The following is an 18,731-nucleotide window of genomic DNA, read 5'->3' on the forward strand; positions in this document are numbered from 1 at the left end:
AAGTGATTGATATTCCGTTCGTGTGGTTCGACCATGCTCGGAAGCTTGTCGAACCATGAACGGAATCCGGAAAACGACTTTTTACGACTTCATCAATCCTTAACGATGGGGACTCCCGGAACGCCTCAAAAGCCAGTCCCGGACCATCCGGACCTCTTCGACACGAAAAAGGAGACACATCACCGTATAGCCGCCGCCCCCCAAAAGGATCCCCCAGCCCAGCCTATAAAATTTTTCCAGCGTATGTCCATGAAGTTTCCAGAGAGCCGTTCCCGCCCCGTAGTACGCACAAAATCCGAGGATCGCCGAAGCGGGAAGAATTTTCAGCAGAAGACGGAGAAAGGCCGTCCCCCCGAGGGGACCGACCCGTTTTCTGAGAATCCAGACCAACAGGGAAACGTTCAGCATGGAGGAGAGAGAATTGGCCAGGGCCAGTCCCCCATGCTTCAGAGGCCCCATGAGAACCAGGCTCAGCACGACGTTGGCCAGAACGGCCGTGGCGCCGATCTTCATCGGCGTCCAGGTATCCTGCAGAGCATAATAAACCTGAGCGACCACGCGTACTTCCGCAAAGGCCCACAGCCCCAGGGAATAATAGAGAAGGGCCTGCGCCGTGGCAACGGTCGCGGAATAGCTGAAATTTCCCCGCTGGAAGAGTGCACTGACGATGGGAACGCTCAATACGGACAGCCCCACCAGGGAAGGAAGCATGAGAAAAATGACTAATCGCATGGTCCGGCCAAGGGTCTCCACCATCCCCGGGAGATTCTTTTCGGCGGCGTGCTGTGACAGCGTGGGCAACATCGCCGTGGCGGCGGAGATACCAAAGACTCCCAGAGGAAACTGCACCAGCCGATCGGCAAAAAAGAGAAAGGAAATACTCCCCGTGGGGAGGAAGGAGGCCAGAATATTTCCGATGAAGATGTTGATCTGGAGTACGCTCTGGCCGATGATACCGGGGACCATCAGACGGACGACACGCTGAAACCCAGGATGACGCGGCTGAAACCGGAATCGAAAACGGAAGCCTCTTTTCCATAAAAAGGGAACCTGCACGAGAAGCTGAAAGATCCCTCCCAACAGGATGCCGATGGAAAGACTCAGGATCGGCACGGACAGATGGGGCGATAGAAACAGGGCACAGAGAATCATCATAATGTTCAGAATGGCCGGGGCCAGGGCGGGGGCGCCGAAGTGTTTCAGGGAATTCAAGACCCCCATCACCGCTGCGGAGATCCCGATAAAGACGGCAAAAGGGAAAGTGACCCGCGTCAGCAAAACGGCCAGTGCAAACTGTTCAGGATTGTCGGAGAACCCGGGGGCCAGGCCCCGCACGACCCAGGGAGCAAAGAAGATCCCGAGAAGAGTCAATAACGTTACCAGCGCTGAAATGGAAGTCATGACCACGTTGGCCAGTTCCCATGCTTCGCTTTTGGACCGGCGGGTCAGATATTCCGAGAAAACCGGGACCAGGGACGCGTTCAAGGTCCCTTCTCCGAAGAGTCTGCGCAGGTAGTTGGGAATCCGGCTGGCGACGATAAAGGCATCCGTGGCCAAACCGGCGCCGAAGAGATTGGCCACGATGACATCTCTCAGATATCCCAAAATCCGGCTCAGGAAGGTGGCACTGCCGATGATACCGGCAGCCTTCGCAATCTCCTGATTCTTGCCCATGTTTCCTCTGTTTCAGATCAATGCGGAACGGCTTTGAAGGATCCCTTCCGCGCAGCCCGGAAGGCGGACCTCAACAAATTCAGGACGGGAAAATTGCCGGGTAATATAGCATACCCCCTGAATATGGACAATCGCAAAAGACCGTACCTCTATAATCTTTTGAAAGGACTTCGGAAATTCCCGAGGCATGGCGAGTTTGATCCCGACAGAAAATGGAGATCAGGCCTCGACCTTTTCGGCTGTGTCTTCTTTTTCGGCGGCGGGGATCTTTTCTTCGATGACCTCTTTGCCGTCAAAACCGATCCGCGTCGCTTCATCGTTCACGACGGTTTCGATAAAGACCGGGCGCCGCCAGATGGTCTGGATGTTCTTGAGGGTATCCCGGGCGTAATCCTGCTTGAGACCGATTCCTTCGTACTGGTGTTTGAGGAGCAATTCACCCCGGTTCCTGTAGTTCCCGTCGATAACCGTGATGAGGGGCTGTCCGAAGTTGGTCAGTCCGAAAAGGAGTTGGGCCTTGATCTTCCGATAGTCCCGATCGGCAATCTCATACATTCCCGTTTGACGATTGAACTTGTAGGTGAAAAGCTTGTGCTTGTCGCAGAATTCCTGGGTCAGGAAGGTATCAATAAAGGTAATGTCGTTATGGATCTTCCGGACTTCGAAGATCTTTTCCCTGCCGAGTCCGAGTTGCTTATCCCAGGCCTTTTTCTCGGCGACATTTTCACATTCTTCGAATTCCTTCCCGAACCGTCCCCTGTTCCAGCGGTCTTCGATATCCCGGAAGAGTTCGATCCCCACCTTGTACGGGTTGATTACGCCGGGCCGGGTCCCCATCGTCCCGGAATGATGGTCGGCGTAGTCGATCAGTTCGGAGTCCTGAAGGATCTTCTGCGTCATGATCGTCGAGTGCCAGTAGCTGGCCCACCCTTCGTTCATGATCTTGGTCTGCCCCTGGGGCGCGAAGTAGTAACTCTCTTCCCGAATGATCGAGAGGATATCCCGCTCCCAGTTCTCCAGGGGTGAATATTCGATCAGAAATTGCAGGACATCTTTCTGCGGCGATTCGGGGAAGGCCTTCTTTCTCTCCATCGACTCCCGGGCCTTCTCCAACTGCGCTTCGATATATTCCCGGGGATTGATGAAATCGTTCATGTACTCTTTGCTTTTAAACTTTCGGGTGCTGGGAGCTTGATTCTCTTCTTCGTCAAGCGTACGGCCGGTCGGCTTTTTCCTGCGCTGAACAAAAGGAGCATGATAGTCGATCAGGTGTTCCAGTGAGAGGCAGGCGTCAAGAAAGGTTTCCACCTTCTCCATTCCGTACTTCTCCATGTGGCGCCGGACCCGGACCCCGTGATTTGCCATTTCATCGAGCATCTTTCGGTTCGTTTTTGAAAACCAGTCGTTATTCTTGAAAAAATCGACGTGACCGTAAACATGGGCCATGACGATCTTCTGGTCCACCAGGTTATTGACGTTCAGCAGATAGGCATGGGCGGGATCATTGTTGATGACCATTTCATAGATCTTCTGCAGTCCGTAGGCATAACCCTTGCTCAGCCGGTCGTATTCCATTCCGAACCGCCAGTGGGGATAGCGGGTCGGGAACCCGCCGTAGGCCGCGACCTGGTTGATGCCCGCAAAATCAAGCAAGTGGAAGAATACCTCGTAAAAATCAAGACCGTACCCCAGGGCAACGTCCCGGATCCGCATCTTGATTTCGGCCATTTCCGGTGGAAGCAGCATCAGCGCCCCTTTCCCAGGAAGTCCTTGATCGATTGCAGAATGTCATCCCGGCTGTTGATTTCGGAGGCGACCATCTTCTCCTCGTCGGAGAGGTGCTGCCGCAGGTCCTTGATGAACTGTCCACTGCCGTAATGGCTCTTGACCTGGCCGTAGGAGAACTGGTTGCTCACGGGAAGGAGTTCATCTTTCAGAAGCTTCAGGCACCGCGCCGTGTCGCCCCCGCTCCAGTTGTCGCCGTCGGAAAAATGGAAGGGGTAGATATTCCACTCATCCGGGTTGTATTCCTGTTTCAGGATCTTCCGGCAGAGTTCGTAGGCCGAGGAGATCACCGTCCCGCCGCTTTCCTTTGTCCGGTAAAAGGTCTCCGAATCGACCTCCCGGGCGGTGGCGTCGTGAACGATGTAACGGATCTGCAATCCTTCGTACTGCGAGTGAAGCCAGGTCTCGATCCAGAAACTTTCGATCCGGACCAGTTCCTTCTGCTCCTCCCCCATGGAGCCGGAGACATCCATCATGTAGAGGATGACGGCAGAGCTTTCCGGTTTCACCTGTTCTTTCCAGGATCGGTACCGCCTGTCTTCCCGGATGGGGATGAGGATCGGGCGGTCGGGATTGTAGGTTCCGGAGATAATCTGCCGTTTCAGGGCTTCTCGATAGGTCCGTTTGAAGTGGCGGAGCGATTCCGGCCCCACCCGGCGGATGCCGGTGTAGCGACCTTTGCGGGAAATGATGTTCTTCCTGCCCTTCGGTTCGATCCGGGGCAGTTCCAGCTCTTCCCCCAGGATCTCCGCTAATTCTTCGATGCTGATTTCCGCTTCGAGGAGGTGTTCACCCGGCTGGTCCCCGGCCTGTCCCGTCCCCTCTCCCGGATCCCCCTGCCCGATCGGCGTGCCCGGCTCTCCCTCCCCCTGCCCGACACCGCCGACCTCTTCGTGACCGTACTTGAAATGGGGAAGATCGATCTGGGGCACGGGGATGCTCACAAGGTCCTTCCCCTTCCGCCCGATCATCTCGGAATGGCTGATATACTTTTTGAGATTTTTCCGGATCGTCCCCTTCACGATCTGACGGAAACGGCTGTAATCCTTTTCAATCCTCGCGGCCATGGGTATCCCTCTTCCATCTCAGAAGTGATCCCGGCAATGGCGTTAACTCTTCACATCGCCCCGGGCAAAGATACTCGCCACAAAATGCAGGACATCGCCGGCGCAGATATCGCAGTAACCGTAGTTCCGGATCAGGCGGCTTTTGACCACATCGATCTTCTCCTGCGTCTTGTCGTCCACCACCGCCGAGGAGACGAGACTGGTCAGCTTGATGCTGTCCTTCTGATCCTCAAAGAGCTTCAGTTCCAGCGCCTTCTGAAGCCGTTCGTTGGTTTTGTAGTCGAACTTCTTCCCATCCACGGCGAGGGCGCCGATGTAATTCATGATCTCACTTCGGAAGTCATCTTTGCGGCTGTCCGGGATATCGATCTTCTCTTCGATGGAGCGCATCATCCGCTCATCCGGTTCCTCATCTTCACCGGTATATTTGTTCCGGACCTTTTCCTTCTGGGTATAGGCCTTGACGTTATCAATGTAGTTCGCACAGAGCTTGGCGATCGACTCCTCGTCGGCCGAGATGGCCCGCTGCACATCGTTCTTGACGACATTCTCATATTCCTCCCGGACCACGGCGAGGAGTTCCTTGTACCGTTTCCGCATCTCATCCGAACTGATCAGGGAATGATGGGCCACCCCTCCCTCCAGTTCTTTCAGCACCATGAAGGGATTGATGCACCCTTCATGTTTGTCGCTCACAAGGGCATTGGAGATCTTGTCCTGAATATAACGGGGGGAGATCCCTTCCATCCCTTCCTTCTTCCCTTCCCGGCGAAGTTCGAGAACGTTGTCCTCGGTGAAACCGGGGAGCGACTGCCCGTTGTAGAGTTTCAGTTTCTGCATCAGGGTGAGCTGCGCCTTTTTCGGTTCCTCGAGGCGGGTCAGGATCGCCCACATGGCCGCCGTCTGGATCGTATGGGGAGCGATATGGATATGGGGGATCTTTTCGGAATTGAAATCCTTTTCGTAGATCTTGATCTCGTCGTCGAGCCGGGTAATGTAGGGAATGTCGATCTTGACCGTCCGGTCCCGGAGGGCCTCCATGAACTCATTGTTCTGGAGTTTGCGGTATTCCGGCGCGTTCGTATGACCGATAATCACCTCGTCGATATCGGTCTGGGGAAACTTCTTCGGTTTGATCTTGTGTTCCTGCGACGCCCCCAACAGGTCATAGAGAAATGCGACATCAAGTTTGAGGACTTCAATAAACTCGACCAGTCCCCGGTTGGCCACGTTGAACTCCCCGTCGAAATTGAAGGCACGGGGATCCGAATCGGAACCGTACTCGGCAATCTTCCGGTAATTGATATCTCCAGTCAACTCCGTAGAATCCTGATTCTTCTCATCCTTGGGCTGAAAAGTTCCGATCCCGACCCGGTCCTTTTCGGAAAGAATGACCCGACGGACCCGTATGTGGTTCAACACCTGTGTCCAGTCGCCCCGGTAGCGGGAGATCAGTTCCTTGTACATCTGACGGCAGCAGGGACACAGTTCTCCTTCAATATGAACCCGCTCTTCCGGAGGCCGCCCTGCATTAAGTTCTTCGAGAACCTTCGCCCGCCAGTCCAGGGGAATCAGGTGGAGCGGCTCCTCATGCATGGGACAGATCATCTCGTCGCTGAGACGATTATGGCTGTCCCCTCCGTCTTTCCCGGCAGAGGTCCAGGCAATCGTGTACAAGGCCCCCGCATCGGTCCGGGAATAAACCTCCAGCCCCCGCTTCATCAGGCGGACGATGGTGCTTTTCGCACACCCGACCGGCCCATGGAGCAGCAAGACCCGTTTTTCCGTCCCATACCGACGGGCGGCGGACTTAAAGACATTCACCATCCGCATCAAGGGCCGTTCCAGACCGAAGACAGCGTCCCGCCCATCGGCCGTAGGATCATCAAAAAACTTGTACCGGACAAGATGTTGTTTGTTGTCCTCGAACGCCTCCGTACCGTAACTGAGGATCATATCATAGATCCTCTCGAAAGCGCTTCGAGTCACCCTGGGATCTTCCTTTACAATATTGAGGTAGTCTTCGAATGAACCTTGCCAGTGGAGAGTCTGGAAATTGTCCGTGTTCTGGAGTTCCTGGATATGGTGGATGATACTGTTTTCGCTCATGATCACTCCTCCCCTGATGGGTCCTCTTCAGTTGCAGAGTCAAGATCAGAACTGTATTGTATTTGAACATCTTCAATGTATCATACGAAACATTCAAAGTCAATTTAACCATCAGGAAATATTGACGTTTTTGCATATCCGGAAAGACCTTTTCCCTTGATTTTTAATCAGAGTGCCGTTATCTTGGTTTCTTCTTACTACCGCAGGAGATACGGACCGGAAAAGATCGACAGAAAAGGGAAAAGAGGAAACGGAAGAATGATTTTAAAAAGCCTGGTCGTCGGTCCCCTCGAAGTCAACTGTTACATCCTCGCTCCGGAATCCGGGACAAAGGCCGTTGTCATTGACCCCGGCGATGAGGGAGAGAAGATCCTCAACGTCTTGAAAAACGAACGGTTGACCCTGGCCGCCATTCTGAACACCCACGGTCATTTTGATCATATCGGCGCCAACCGGTTGCTGAAAGAAAAAACAGGCGCCCCCATTATGATCCATGAAAAAGATGCCCCCCTGCTGCCGGCCGCCGGGGAACATGCCCGGCTCTTCGGAATGGAGGGAATCCCCTCCCCTGGGGCGGACCGTTTCGTCATGGACGGGGAAGTCCTGACGATCGGGGAAATGACCTTTGAGGTCTATCACACGCCGGGCCATTCCGAAGGAGGCGTCTGTTACCGAAGCGGCGATCTTCTCTTCACCGGGGACACCCTTTTTGCGGATTCCATCGGGCGGAGCGATCTGCCCGGCGGCTCCTTTCGGGACCTCATGGTCTCCATCCAGAACCGGATCCTGCCGCTCGGTGACGGAATCGCCATCCACCCCGGGCATGGGCCGGCATCGACCATCGGTCGGGAAAAACGGACCAATCCCTTCCTGACGGACTTCAAACATCCCTATTGATAGAAAAAACGTTTCAATTTGCGTCAAATTTTTCTTGACATCAGCCCCTAACTTCTTTATAAATATGAAGTTCTGTAAAAATACTCGAAGGAGCATTGGATGAAAACCTTTATGGCAAAAAAAGAAGACACGGAACGCGGCTGGTATGTCATTGATGCCGAAGGCGCTACGCTGGGACGCCTTGCAGCAAAGATCGCCGTCCTGCTGACCGGGAAAAACAAACCGACCTATACGCCGCATGTCGATACGGGGTCTTTCGTGATCATCGTCAATGCGGAAAAGGTCCGGCTGACGGGACGAAAATTAGATCAAAAAAACTACTATCATTACAGCGGCTATCAGGGAGGTCTGAAACAGATCACGGCAGGGAAGCTTCTGGAAAAACATCCCGACCGTCTGATTCGTTTTGCCGTACGGGGGATGCTGCCGAAGAACCGCCTGGGTCGGGCCATGCTGAAAAAACTGAAAATCTATGCCGGACCGGAACACAAACACACCGCGCAGAAACCGGAATCATATTCGGTGACATCATAAACGAGGGAGGCCAAGCAGAATGAATCAGGAGCGTATCTACGCCACGGGAAAAAGAAAGAATGCCGCCGCGAGGGTCTATCTTTCGGAAGGTACGGGGCGGATGATCATCAATCGTAAAGAAATGAAGGAATACCTCGGAGGGCGTGAGACGCTCCACATGATGGTCCAGCAGCCCTTTGAATTGACCGAGACCGTCGGTAAATTTGATGTACTGGTCAATGTAACCGGCGGGGGAATTTCCGGACAGGCCGGCGCCATCCGTCACGGGATTTCCCGGGCACTTTCTCTTCAGGACGGTTCCAACCGGGCCGTGCTGAAAAAAGCCGGACTGATCTCCCGGGATCCGCGGAAGAAAGAACGGAAAAAACCGGGACAGCCGAAAGCAAGGAAAAAGTTCCAGTTCTCGAAACGTTAAAACAAAAAAAGGCCTTCGGGCCTTTTTTTTTGAGGTCTTCGCCATGATCAAGATCGCCATTGCCGGCGCCACGGGATATACGGGATCGGAACTCCTCCGGATCCTCCATCATCATCCGGAAGCCTCGGTTATCAGGATCACATCGGAACGGAGCGCCGGCTGCCATATCACGGAAATTTTTCCACAATTTCAGGATCTCTACGACCTGACTTTTGAGTCACTGCAGGAAGACACCTTTTTACAGGACGTCGATCTTCTCTTTACGGCACTCCCCCATGGAGAATCGATGAAGGTCATGCAGCGGATCACGAACAATTCCGTCCGGATCATCGATCTCAGCGCAGACTTCCGGCTCCATGACCGGAATCTTTATCCCCAGTGGTATCATTATGAACATACCGCCCCGGATCTTCCGGACCGGTGGATCTACGGATTGCCGGAACTGCACCGGGAGCGGATCGTGAACGCAAAACGGATCGCGAATCCCGGCTGTTACCCGACCGGCGCCATTCTGGGAATCACTCCCCTGATCCGGGAGGAGAAGGTTAATCTTCAGGGAATGATCTTTGATGCCAAGTCCGGCGTCACCGGTGCAGGAAAATCCCCGAAGGCCCATCTCCACTTTCCCGAAGTCAACGAATCGCTCACGGCCTACCGGATCGGGGAACACCAGCACACACCGGAGATCGAGCAGGAAATTTCTCTGTCGGCAGGGGAAAAGGTTACCATCAACTTCACACCGCACCTGATCCCGATGAACCGGGGAGTCTACAACACCATCTATGCAACCCTCTTAGAACAGGTTTCCACCCGGGATCTGTTAGGGATCTATCAGAACTTCTATCAAGGAGAACCCTTCGTCAGGGTCCTCCCTGAAGGAGTTCTTCCGAACACAAAACAGGTGCGGGGTACCAACTTCTGCGATATCGGCCTGAAGGCCGATCCGCGGACCGGCAGGGTGATTATCACATCGGCCATCGACAACCTCGTCAAGGGAGCCGCCGGTCAGGCCGTACAGAACATGAATCTCATGATGGGATTTGAAGAAACGGCCGGTCTGCAGTTTCCAGCGCTGAGCCCATAGGACATTCCAATGACTGCGACAATCCGGTCCATCACGGGCGGTGTCACTGCGCCTGCGGGATTCCAGGCTGCAGGTCTTGCCTGCGGAATCAAGAAAGACAACACCCCGGACCTGGCTCTCCTCTTCTCCGACCGGGACGCCGCCGCCGCAGGCGTCTTCACCCGGAACCGGGTCGTTGCAGCACCCGTCGTCTGGACACGAAAAATCCTCCGAAAGGAAAAACTTCGGGCGGTCATCGTCAACAGCGGGAATGCCAATGCCTGCACAGGCCGACGCGGGAAGGACGACACAACGGCCATGGCGGCGGAGACGGCACGCTGTTTCAACCTCTGCGCGCAGGATATCGCCGTCGCTTCAACCGGCGTAATCGGGCAGCCCCTGCCGATGGAAAAGATCCTTCCTGCAATCCCGCTCGTGGCAGCAAAACTTTCCGGGCGGGGAAACGCACAAGCCGCCCGGGCCATCCTGACGACCGATACCTTCCCCAAATCGAAGGCGGTTGAAATCCGGGAAAAGACCGGCCGCTTCAGGATCGGGGGGATTGCCAAAGGTTCCGGAATGATTCACCCCGACATGGCCACCATGCTCGCATTTTTTACAACCGACGCAGCGATTGCTCCCGCCCTGCTGAAGAAGGCGCTCCGTACTGCGGTGGACCGATCCTTTCACCGGATCACCGTCGATGGGGACACGAGCACCAACGACACGGTTCTGATCCTGGCAAACGGCGCATCCGGAATCCGGATTGAGGAAGGAGAACTAATCTCCTCCGGTTTTCAGAAAGCACTGAACGGGATCTGTCTCGAACTGGCACAGGAGATCGTCAAAGACGGGGAAGGCGCAACAAAGTTCATCACCCTTCGGGTGATCCACGGAAGAAAAACGCAGGAGTGCCTGAAAATAGCCAAGGCCATCGCCACCTCCAGCCTTGTCAAGACGGCCCTGTTCGGGGAAGATGCCAACTGGGGCAGGATCTTGTCGTCCGCCGGGACGGCCGGCGTTCCTTTTCGACCGGAATCGGTCGACATCTATTTCGGCGATATCCAGATCGTGAAAGGGGGCTGCCCTTCCGGGGCGGCAGAGGAAAAAGAAGCCGCACGGCTCCTCAAGAAAAGGAAGATTCAGATTACCGTCGACCTGAATCTCGGCACAGCCGAAACCGAGGTCTATACCTCGGACCTGAGCTATGACTATGTCCGGATCAATGCCGAGTACCGCTCCTGAAAGTCATTCTTTCCACAAACCGGCTACCGCGATCCACTCTTTCCCTTCTCCTCATTGTAAAATCGTTGATACAGGATATCCCATTCGCTGCTCCCCTCCGGGATATCCCTTCGATAGGATGCAATTTTTTTCCGGACACGGTCATCGAGTTCATCTTCTTTGCTCAGTTCGCCGAGAAAGACCGTTTTAATCTTCCGGCGCAGCGCCGGTTCCTCAAGCTCGGAGACAAAGAGGAACCCCTTGTTGAGAAGCTGATCGAGAATCAGATGCGAAAGATGGGAGATCCGTTCTTCACTTAACCGCACAAGAACCTCCAAAAGGGGTCAAGTCTGCTCTTGACTTTTCTTGCACCACACCGGCCCTCTTACAGGATAAAACCCTTTTCCTTGACCAACTTTTTCTTGATCATCAGAAACATCCTGTGGGGGTCCACACTTCCCCGATCGATCTCCCGGGCATATTGATCCATGATTCGGTCACATTCGTCGTTAATCCGCCGTTCTTCCGCCATGTTGCGAGAGAGGACGGCAATGATCTCCTGAACGATTTCCTCCTTCGTCCGGTGAAGATCAACTTCTTCGCTATCAAAGGTATTGGTAATCCGCTCTGCAATCCGCTGTATCTGTCCGTCAGTCAGCATGGAACAGGTCCTTCTGAAAATAGCCGAAAACACTTTACGGATCTTCCCGGAGTGCCCTGATTAAACCCTGGAAACGATCTCCCCGGGAGCGAAACTCCAATTCACGCCCCTCTTCCGAAAACCGTCTCAGTTCCAACAGCAGATAAGGCTCCGGAAGCCATTCAAAAAAGCGGTCCGGCCACTCGATCACCGTAACGGCATCCTTTTCAAAGGCATCATAAAAACCGATATTCTCAAGGTCATCAGGATCTTCAAGCCGGTAGAGATCAATGTGGAACAACCGCAAAGGACCTTCAATCTCGCGAATCAGAGTATAGGTCGGGCTGACCACATCTTCTTCATCAATCCCCATCCCCCGGGCAATCCCTTTCACCAGACAGGTCTTGCCGGCACCCAGATTGCCCTGCAGGGCCAGGATCTCCCCTCCGACAAGTCTTCTCCCGATCCGTTCTCCCCATGCCCGCGTCTGCTTTTCGGAATAAGACCGTATGCAATCCCGCATGGTTATTCAATCATCGACCTGACCACATCGGCCTTCCCCACAATTCCAACCATCTCCCCCTCCCGAAGTACAGGAAGGAGATCCTTCCCCTGGTCTGCGATCAAGGTTGCGATTTCCCGAAGGGTAGTCTCTTCCGAAATCGTCTCCACCTCGGAGACCATAATGTCTTCCACGGTCGAGGCAGCCAATTTCTTCAAGTCCTCTTTGAAGTGTTTCTCGCTTTCCAGGTAGATCACGGCATCAAAGAGGGTCACCACCGTAGGAAGATGCAGTTTTTTATCACGGGAAATCAGGTCCTTTTCCGTCACAATCCCGCAGAGCGTTCCATCGGCCTCGACAACGGGAACACCGCTGATATTCTTCTTTATCAGAAGTCGCGCCAGATCTTTCACCGATGTCTGTTTCTCAACAGTGATGACCTCCCGGGTCATAATGTCTTTCGCCTGAAGCATCTTCTATATTCTCCGGAAAGTTCGAGCGTTATTAAAATCGGAGTGTTGCCGAAACGGAGGGGCCTTCCAGCTTTACGTTGGCACGATCACCGTTATCGGAGATATCAAAATGAATCGCGCGATACCCGAGGGCAAACGACAGATTGTTAATCGGTCGGTAAGACAGCTCCACGTTCCCATCCCAGAAGCCGCTCCCCTTCCACCAGAGACCCGTCAACTGCCCCGTGAGTTCCACTTTGTTTTGCAGGAACCCGGCGCCGAGACGGATCCCCGGCATGGGCAGGACCAGGTTCGCCTTGTTATCCGTCGAAGTCATGGAAGATTTTAATTTGGCATAGATGGAATAATAGTTTACATTCAGGATAAAACCTGCCCGAAAACTCTCAGACTGCAACAGGTCGAAGGCATATCCGGCCCCCAGAGCATCAAGATCCAGCGTGGTGGATACCTTTGTCCCTACGGAAAATGTTTCCCCATTAAACCGGACCTTGGTCTTCAGGTTCTGATTGTGGTTATCATACCCGACGGACCAGTAGGAAAGCAGAAAATGCTGGCTCCGGCCGAGTTTAAGATCAACCGTAATCCCGGGAATAGACTCATTATCCAAACCGAGTTCATTGACGAAATCGACTTTTTCCCCGACCGAACTTTTCTGAATCTTTGCTTCGGCATTGAGATCCGGCTTCCAGTACATCGGCTTAACAGAAATTTCCGCTGCTGCAGCCACAGAGACCATCCAGAAGATCACGCACCCTGTCATCAATAGAATTCTTTTCATCCCCTCCTCCTTTCGCCATTCCCAAGAAACATTACTGAGTTTAACCACACGCTTTTAAAACACAAGGGACCTCATGTAAAAGATCCCGGGCAATCAGACTCCGTTTTCCCAAACGACCGGCTGCTCGATCCCCGCACAGCCCATGGATATAAACACCGGCCTTCGACGCCGCCAGGGGATTCATTCCCTGTGCGACCAGCCCGGCAATCATCCCTGTGAGCAGGTCCCCCATCCCGGCGGTTCCCATGCCGGAATTCCCTGTCGTGTTGATCCAGCACCGCCCCCCGGGATCGGCAATCACGGTCCGGGCTCCCTTGAGAATGAGGATCACCCCGAACTCCCTTGCAAAAGAACGGGCCAGGTCAATCCGCAGCGTAGTCAGGACTTCTTTTGAGACCCCCGTTAACCGGGCCATCTCTCCCGGATGAGGCGTCAGGATCAGAGGGGCCTTCGCCTTCCGGAGGATCTCAGGATCCGCAGCAATCTGGTTAATCCCGTCGGCATCAAGAATCACGGGAATCCGGACCGTTTGTATGAGGGATCGTACCATTTCCCCCGTCTCCGGGTCAAGACCGATTCCGGGGCCGACAGCCACCACGTTTTTCCCTTTGGCGGCCTGTAAAATTGACCTCAGGGAGGCAGGCGTCAGATGGTCCCGGTCCGAATCATCGAGCGGGATGACAATCCCTTCCATCAGCCGTTTCAGAAAGGTCCCCTCGATTGAAGACGGCAGGGCGGCATAGACCAGGCCGGTCCCCACTCGAAGAGCCGAAAGTGCCGTCATCACCGCCGCCCCCGGCATCCCCTTGGAGCCGGCAACCAAAAGAACCTTTCCGACACTCCCCTTGTGGGCATCCGCACGCCGTTTCGGAAGTAACCGGAGGATCTCGTCACCGATCCATTCCACAAGGATCCCGGCCTTCTCCACGCATTCCACGGGAAGGCTGATGTCGGCAATCACGACATGGCCTGCAACGGATAAAGAAGGATACTGAGTGAGGGAGATCTTCGACAGGCCGAAGGTAACCGTCAGATCGGCCTCCACCACCTCTCCCAGGACAGCGGAGGTATCGGCGGAAAGACCGCTGGGAAGATCAACGGAAATCACCGGGCCGGCATAACGATTGATCCGCTTAATCACTTCGGCAATCATTCCCCGAACCGGCGGTTTGATCCCCGTCCCAAGGAGGGCATCAATGACCAGATCACATCGACTCAAATACGATGCCAGAGAACGCAATCCACTATTCGTGGTCACGGGAACCAGAGGGATCTTCATCATCCGACAGATCCGCAGGTTGGTCGCAGCATCCCCCCGGAGAAGATTCGGATCCCCCGGAAGAAAGAGATGCACCCCGGCCCCCCGGTTTGAAAGATGACGGGCTACGGCAAAACCATCCCCTCCGTTGTTCCCCTTCCCGCAGATTACAACCACCTTTTTCCCACAGAGGTCCCCGTACCGTTCCTCCATAGCACGGACCACCCCGAGAGCTGCGTTTTCCATCAGGACGATGCCGGGAATCCCGTATCGTTCAATGACCTCCCGGTCAAGAGCACGCATCTGCTCGGCAGTAGCGACCTTGTGCGAAGATGGAGCCGGATCAGATTTCTTCCTGTCCTTCATCTGTTTCATAGCAAGATTGAGCTTTCAGTGTGCCTGTGTGCCTGAGACCCCTGCTCCCCAGGTCTATCCCCGTGTTCTCCGTGTTCCCCGTGGTTCATTGCTTTTGCTCTTATCAGCCTACCAATGCCTTCATCTCCCGGACGGCCCGCTCCAGACCGATCAGGATCGCCCGGGCGATGATGCTGTGACCGATATTGAATTCCTCGATCGCGGCAATCTCCGCGACGGGCGCAACATTCCGATAGGTCAGTCCGTGTCCGGCATGAATGCCGACTCCCACATCACAGGCGATTTCCACGGCCCGGACAATCCGCTTCAGTTCCCGCTCACGGTCACGGGCGCTGCGTGCATTGGCATACAGTCCGGTATGAATTTCCACGGCATCCGCCGACAGCTCTTTGGCGGCAATCACCTGCCGGGGGTCCGGATCAACAAAAAGGCTGACTTCGATCTTTTTCTTTCGTAATTTCCGGATCGGCTCCTTCAGACCTTTCGCCAGGGAGACAACATCGAGTCCCCCTTCCGTGGTCAGTTCCTGCCTCTTCTCCGGAACCAGGCAGACGGCATCGGGCTGTTCCTTCAGGGCGATCTTCACCATCTCCGGGGTCGCCGCCATCTCCAGATTCAGCTTTGACTGCACCACCTGCCGGATCAGCGTGAGGTCCCGGTCCTGAATATGACGCCGGTCCTCCCGAAGATGGATGGTAATCCCGTCAGCCCCGGCCAGTTCCGCAAGGATTGCCGCCGCCACCGGATCCGGTTCCGTCGTCAGCCTTGCCTGACGAACCGTCGCCACATGATCGATATTGACACCCAGACGTGCCAAAGCATACTCCTTTCTTGGCAGAGAGAGACCTTATGCCCCGATCTGCCGTTGAATGACCTCGGCAATAGATCGGGCCATCTCGTCAATCGTATCCTGATCCGGTCCTTCAATCATGACCCGCGCCTTCGGTTCGGTACCGGAATAGCGGACCAGGACCCGCCCTTCTTCCCGGAGTTGTCCCTCCACCCGTTGAATCTCGGACCGGACCTCCGGAATCGCTTGTAATGGAAGTTTTTCCCGCACCATCACATTTAACAGGGTCTGCGGGTAGGTCGTCATCATCGAAGCCAATTCCGAAAGTTTCTTCCCGCTCCGCTTCATGAGGGAGAGGACCTGCAGTGCGGAAAGGACACCATCTCCCGTCGTGTTGTAATCCATGAAAAGAATATGGCCGGACTGTTCCCCACCGAGATTGTAGCCGGAGCGGATCATCTCTTCGGCCACGTAACGGTCCCCGACCTTCGTCCGAATCACCCGGATTCCCGCCTCTTTTAGAGCAACTTCCAACCCCATGTTACTCATCACCGTGGTCACCAGGGTGTTGCCCTGCAAGCCCCCCCGGTCTTTCATGTCAATGGCGGAAAAGACCATCACCGGGTCCCCGTTGACCTCCCTGCCTTCTTCATCGGAGAAAATGACCCGGTCGCCGTCCCCATCAATGGAAATTCCAATATCGGCCTGGTGTTCCCGCACGGCCTTGCAGATCACTTCCGGATGAAGGGAGCCGCACCCCTTGTTGATATTGCAACCGTCCGGCCGGTCTCCGAGAACAAGGACCTCCGCACCCAACTCCTGGAAAACGAGAGGAGCCGCCTTGTACGCCGCCCCATTGGCACAGTCGACCACGATCTTCATCCCCACGAGATCATATTCCTTGGGAAAGGCCGTCTTGATATAGGAGACATACCGCCCTTCGGCATCATCAATCCGGTAGGCCTTGCCGACCTCCCCGGCCGTCGGACGGATGGAGTCGATATCGTCGGAAAAGATCAGCGCCTCCATATTCGCCTCCATCTCATCGGGGAGTTTGGTCCCCTCGGCGGAAAAGAACTTGATTCCATTATCCTGATAAGGATTGTGAGAAGCGGAAATCACCACCCCGGCATCGGCCCGGAGGTTCTTTGTCAAAAAGGCAATGGCCGGTGTCGGGAGGGGACCTACGAGAAGGACGTCGACCCCCATGGAACAGATCCCGGACATGAGCGCGCTCTCCAGCATGTATCCGGAAAGACGTGTGTCCTTTCCGATCATGATTTTATGCCGGCCCTCTTTGGATTTCTTGAAAATATGCGCCGCCGCCCGTCCCAGCTTGACCGCCGTTTCCACATTCATGGGATAGACATTCGCCACGCCCCTGACCCCGTCCGTTCCAAAAAGTTTACCCAATGGACTTTCCCTCCTGTTCAATAACTATTCTTAATTCTGATTGTAATCCTCCCGGACCGCCTACTTTCCTTTGTGTCGCTTTTTCTCCGCAGGTGCTTTCTTCAACAGAATCCCGACATGGATGGTCTCCGGTATCATCTTGACCATGTGAACCGACGGAGGAAGAACAACTTCAGGAGTCACATCAAAGGTCCCGCTCATTTGCGGTGCAGGAACAATCACCCGGATATTGCTCCCCGGAATCAACTCCCGAATAATTTTCTCCGGACCGGAGAGGGTGAGACTGACCTTGTCCGGCTTCAGAACGATTTTTTGATAGGTCCCCCTCACCTGGACCGGTAGTGCCTTGAAGGTTCGTTCCAGAGTTTTAACGACAATCCCGACCTTCACCTTGACCTTGTGATCTCCCTTGATATGAACATTTCCATTCAGAGGTTTCAGATCAGCCTCCACGGTAAAAGATTGTTTCTTCCCGAAGAGTTCAATATGATGCGTCTCGATCTCTTCCTGCCCGAGCAGGGCCTCTTCTAATCCCAGCACGGGAACCTTGGTCGGCGAAACCTCTATGCGGCCGAGTTTGTACCCTTGTGCCGGGGCGCCTAAAAAGGAGGGGACCACGAGAAGCCACTTTTCGGTCAGCCGGTCAAGTTGAATGGTAAATCGGGAGGGGCTGACCCGGACGACCGAGAGCCCTTCGGGAAGTTGAATCTCTTCCGGGAAGATCGTCATATTGTTCTCCCCTTCCCGTGCATCGGTCAGGTCGAGGATCACATGAATCTGCTTTGTGTCGAGGGATCGCAGTGCCCCCCGCCGGCCCCGAACCCGGACATTCACATAGTTGATCACATCGTTACTGATGATCATATTTCCGGGGATGTTCGTGATGGTCAGCGGAACGACAAAAAACTCCTCGCCGCTCTCGCCTCCCACGATGGAAATCCAAAGGAAGACGGCAAAAACAAGGGAAAAAACCTTGATCCAGAAATCCTTCAGCACGGTATCCGTAATCCGTCCCATCTCGTTCCTCCGAAATCCCTTATCCCAGAATCGGCCGTTTCGTCTGTTTCCGCTGGGGCTGTGTCAGATTTGTCAGGACGCGGCGCAGGGCCTGTGCATCCAGATCCCGGGTGATCTTCCCCCCGATCACCACGGAGATGGTCCCCGTCTCTTCGGAGACGACCACCACAATGGCATCGGTTTCTTCCGTAATCCCCACTGCGGCACGATGCCGGGTCCCTAATTCCTTGCTCAGATTCAGGTTGAGCGTCAGGGGAAGAAAACAGCCGGCGGCCTTGATACGATTCTTTCGGACAATGACCGCTCCATCATGAATCGGCGAATAGGGAAGAAAAATGCTCAGGAGAATTTCTTTGCTCAATTTTGAATCGAGGATCGTTCCCATCTCGATCAACCCTTCGGTATTGTTCTCCCGTTCAATCAGGATCAGCGCCCCGATCTTCCGGCTCGCCATAGTCGTCGACGCCTTGACCAGCTCGTCAATGGTCTTCGCCTCCGCCTCCGGATTCAAAGTATAAAAAAGGGGGTTCCGACCCACATGGGCCAGCGCCCGGCGGATCTCGGGTTGGAAGATGATCAACACCCCCAAAGCCAGATAGGCCCAGAGATTGTTCAAAAGCCAACTAATGGTATAGAATTTCGCCCATTTGAAGAGAAAAGAGGACATGACCAGAATGGTCAGCCCCAGGAGCATCTGCAGCGCCCGGGTCCCCTTGA

The 18,731-nt window shown here is 54.6% G+C and carries 19 protein-coding genes; 5 read left to right on the forward strand and 14 right to left on the reverse strand.

Annotated elements, in window-relative coordinates; all coding sequences use genetic code 11:
• Window positions 1-99: 99 nt before the first annotated feature.
• The 4 genes from murJ to GXP58_05835 all read right to left on the reverse strand — a co-directional run bounded on the left by murJ (window position 100) and on the right by GXP58_05835 (window position 6,635).
• Complete coding sequence (murJ, locus tag GXP58_05820; GenBank protein NOY53123.1) at window positions 100-1,674, reverse strand: murein biosynthesis integral membrane protein MurJ; 1,575 nt, start codon at window positions 1,672-1,674, stop codon at window positions 100-102.
• A gap of 219 nt (window positions 1,675-1,893) precedes the next feature.
• Window positions 1,894-3,420 (reverse strand): SpoVR family protein, encoded by a 1,527-nt coding sequence (locus tag GXP58_05825; protein NOY53124.1) that lies wholly within the window; start codon window positions 3,418-3,420, stop codon window positions 1,894-1,896.
• Window positions 3,420-4,526 carry a DUF444 family protein gene (locus GXP58_05830; GenBank protein ID NOY53125.1) on the reverse strand — a complete coding sequence of 369 codons (1,107 nt, stop codon included), beginning with the start codon at window positions 4,524-4,526 and terminating at the stop codon, window positions 3,420-3,422. Before GXP58_05830 ends, GXP58_05825 begins: the two co-directional genes overlap by 1 nt.
• 42 nt (window positions 4,527-4,568) lie before the next feature.
• A complete protein-coding gene (locus tag GXP58_05835; protein ID NOY53126.1) occupies window positions 4,569-6,635 on the reverse strand; it encodes a serine protein kinase in 2,067 nt (688 codons plus the stop codon).
• 258 nt (window positions 6,636-6,893) lie between these two features.
• On the opposite strand from GXP58_05835, the gene GXP58_05840 reads away from it, so the two are divergent.
• The 5 genes from GXP58_05840 to argJ all read left to right on the forward strand — a co-directional run bounded on the left by GXP58_05840 (window position 6,894) and on the right by argJ (window position 10,789).
• Window positions 6,894-7,532, forward strand: coding sequence for an MBL fold metallo-hydrolase (locus GXP58_05840; protein ID NOY53127.1), 639 nt, complete (start codon window positions 6,894-6,896; stop codon window positions 7,530-7,532).
• A 99-nt stretch (window positions 7,533-7,631) separates the two neighbouring features.
• Window positions 7,632-8,066, forward strand: coding sequence for a 50S ribosomal protein L13 (gene rplM / locus GXP58_05845; protein NOY53128.1), 435 nt, complete (start codon window positions 7,632-7,634; stop codon window positions 8,064-8,066).
• Between the two features lie 19 nt (window positions 8,067-8,085).
• Entirely contained in the window at window positions 8,086-8,481 is a 396-nt protein-coding gene (gene rpsI, locus GXP58_05850; protein ID NOY53129.1) for a 30S ribosomal protein S9, read from the forward strand.
• Window positions 8,482-8,524: 43 nt separating this feature from the next.
• Window positions 8,525-9,565 (forward strand): N-acetyl-gamma-glutamyl-phosphate reductase, encoded by a 1,041-nt coding sequence (locus tag GXP58_05855; protein ID NOY53130.1) that lies wholly within the window; start codon window positions 8,525-8,527, stop codon window positions 9,563-9,565.
• 9 nt (window positions 9,566-9,574) lie between these two features.
• The gene (argJ, locus tag GXP58_05860; GenBank protein ID NOY53131.1) at window positions 9,575-10,789 is read left to right on the forward strand and encodes a bifunctional glutamate N-acetyltransferase/amino-acid acetyltransferase ArgJ; all 1,215 of its coding nucleotides are present in this window, start codon (window positions 9,575-9,577) and stop codon (window positions 10,787-10,789) included.
• Between the two features lie 23 nt (window positions 10,790-10,812).
• Here argJ and GXP58_05865 read toward each other — a convergent pair whose 3' ends face one another.
• From GXP58_05865 to GXP58_05910, 10 genes are all read right to left on the reverse strand, one after another.
• Window positions 10,813-11,094: a DUF507 family protein gene (locus GXP58_05865; protein NOY53132.1), complete on the reverse strand. Its 282-nt coding sequence runs from the start codon at window positions 11,092-11,094 to the stop codon at window positions 10,813-10,815.
• Window positions 11,095-11,153: 59 nt separating this feature from the next.
• On the reverse strand, window positions 11,154-11,429 hold the full coding sequence (locus GXP58_05870; protein ID NOY53133.1) for a DUF507 family protein: 276 nt from the start codon (window positions 11,427-11,429) through the stop codon (window positions 11,154-11,156).
• Window positions 11,430-11,463: 34 nt separating this feature from the next.
• Window positions 11,464-11,931, reverse strand: a complete 468-nt coding sequence (tsaE, locus tag GXP58_05875; protein ID NOY53134.1) for a tRNA (adenosine(37)-N6)-threonylcarbamoyltransferase complex ATPase subunit type 1 TsaE — start codon at window positions 11,929-11,931, stop codon at window positions 11,464-11,466.
• A gap of 2 nt (window positions 11,932-11,933) precedes the next feature.
• Window positions 11,934-12,383, reverse strand: coding sequence for a CBS domain-containing protein (locus tag GXP58_05880; GenBank protein ID NOY53135.1), 450 nt, complete (start codon window positions 12,381-12,383; stop codon window positions 11,934-11,936).
• A 31-nt stretch (window positions 12,384-12,414) separates the two neighbouring features.
• Window positions 12,415-13,161: a hypothetical protein gene (locus GXP58_05885; protein ID NOY53136.1), complete on the reverse strand. Its 747-nt coding sequence runs from the start codon at window positions 13,159-13,161 to the stop codon at window positions 12,415-12,417.
• 40 nt (window positions 13,162-13,201) lie between these two features.
• Entirely contained in the window at window positions 13,202-14,794 is a 1,593-nt protein-coding gene (locus GXP58_05890; GenBank protein ID NOY53137.1) for an NAD(P)H-hydrate dehydratase, read from the reverse strand.
• Window positions 14,795-14,897: 103 nt separating this feature from the next.
• Window positions 14,898-15,611: a pyridoxine 5'-phosphate synthase gene (locus tag GXP58_05895; GenBank protein ID NOY53138.1), complete on the reverse strand. Its 714-nt coding sequence runs from the start codon at window positions 15,609-15,611 to the stop codon at window positions 14,898-14,900.
• 30 nt (window positions 15,612-15,641) lie between these two features.
• Entirely contained in the window at window positions 15,642-16,997 is a 1,356-nt protein-coding gene (locus GXP58_05900; GenBank protein ID NOY53139.1) for a phosphoglucosamine mutase, read from the reverse strand.
• Window positions 16,998-17,057: 60 nt separating this feature from the next.
• Window positions 17,058-18,014 (reverse strand): hypothetical protein, encoded by a 957-nt coding sequence (locus GXP58_05905; protein ID NOY53140.1) that lies wholly within the window; start codon window positions 18,012-18,014, stop codon window positions 17,058-17,060.
• 19 nt (window positions 18,015-18,033) lie between these two features.
• Window positions 18,034-18,731: TIGR00159 family protein (locus GXP58_05910; GenBank protein ID NOY53141.1), on the reverse strand; the 698-nt coding region annotated here is incomplete at its 5' end.

This window comes from Deltaproteobacteria bacterium (assembly GCA_013151235.1).
Classification (GTDB): domain Bacteria; phylum CG2-30-53-67; class CG2-30-53-67; order CG2-30-53-67; family CG2-30-53-67; genus JAADIO01.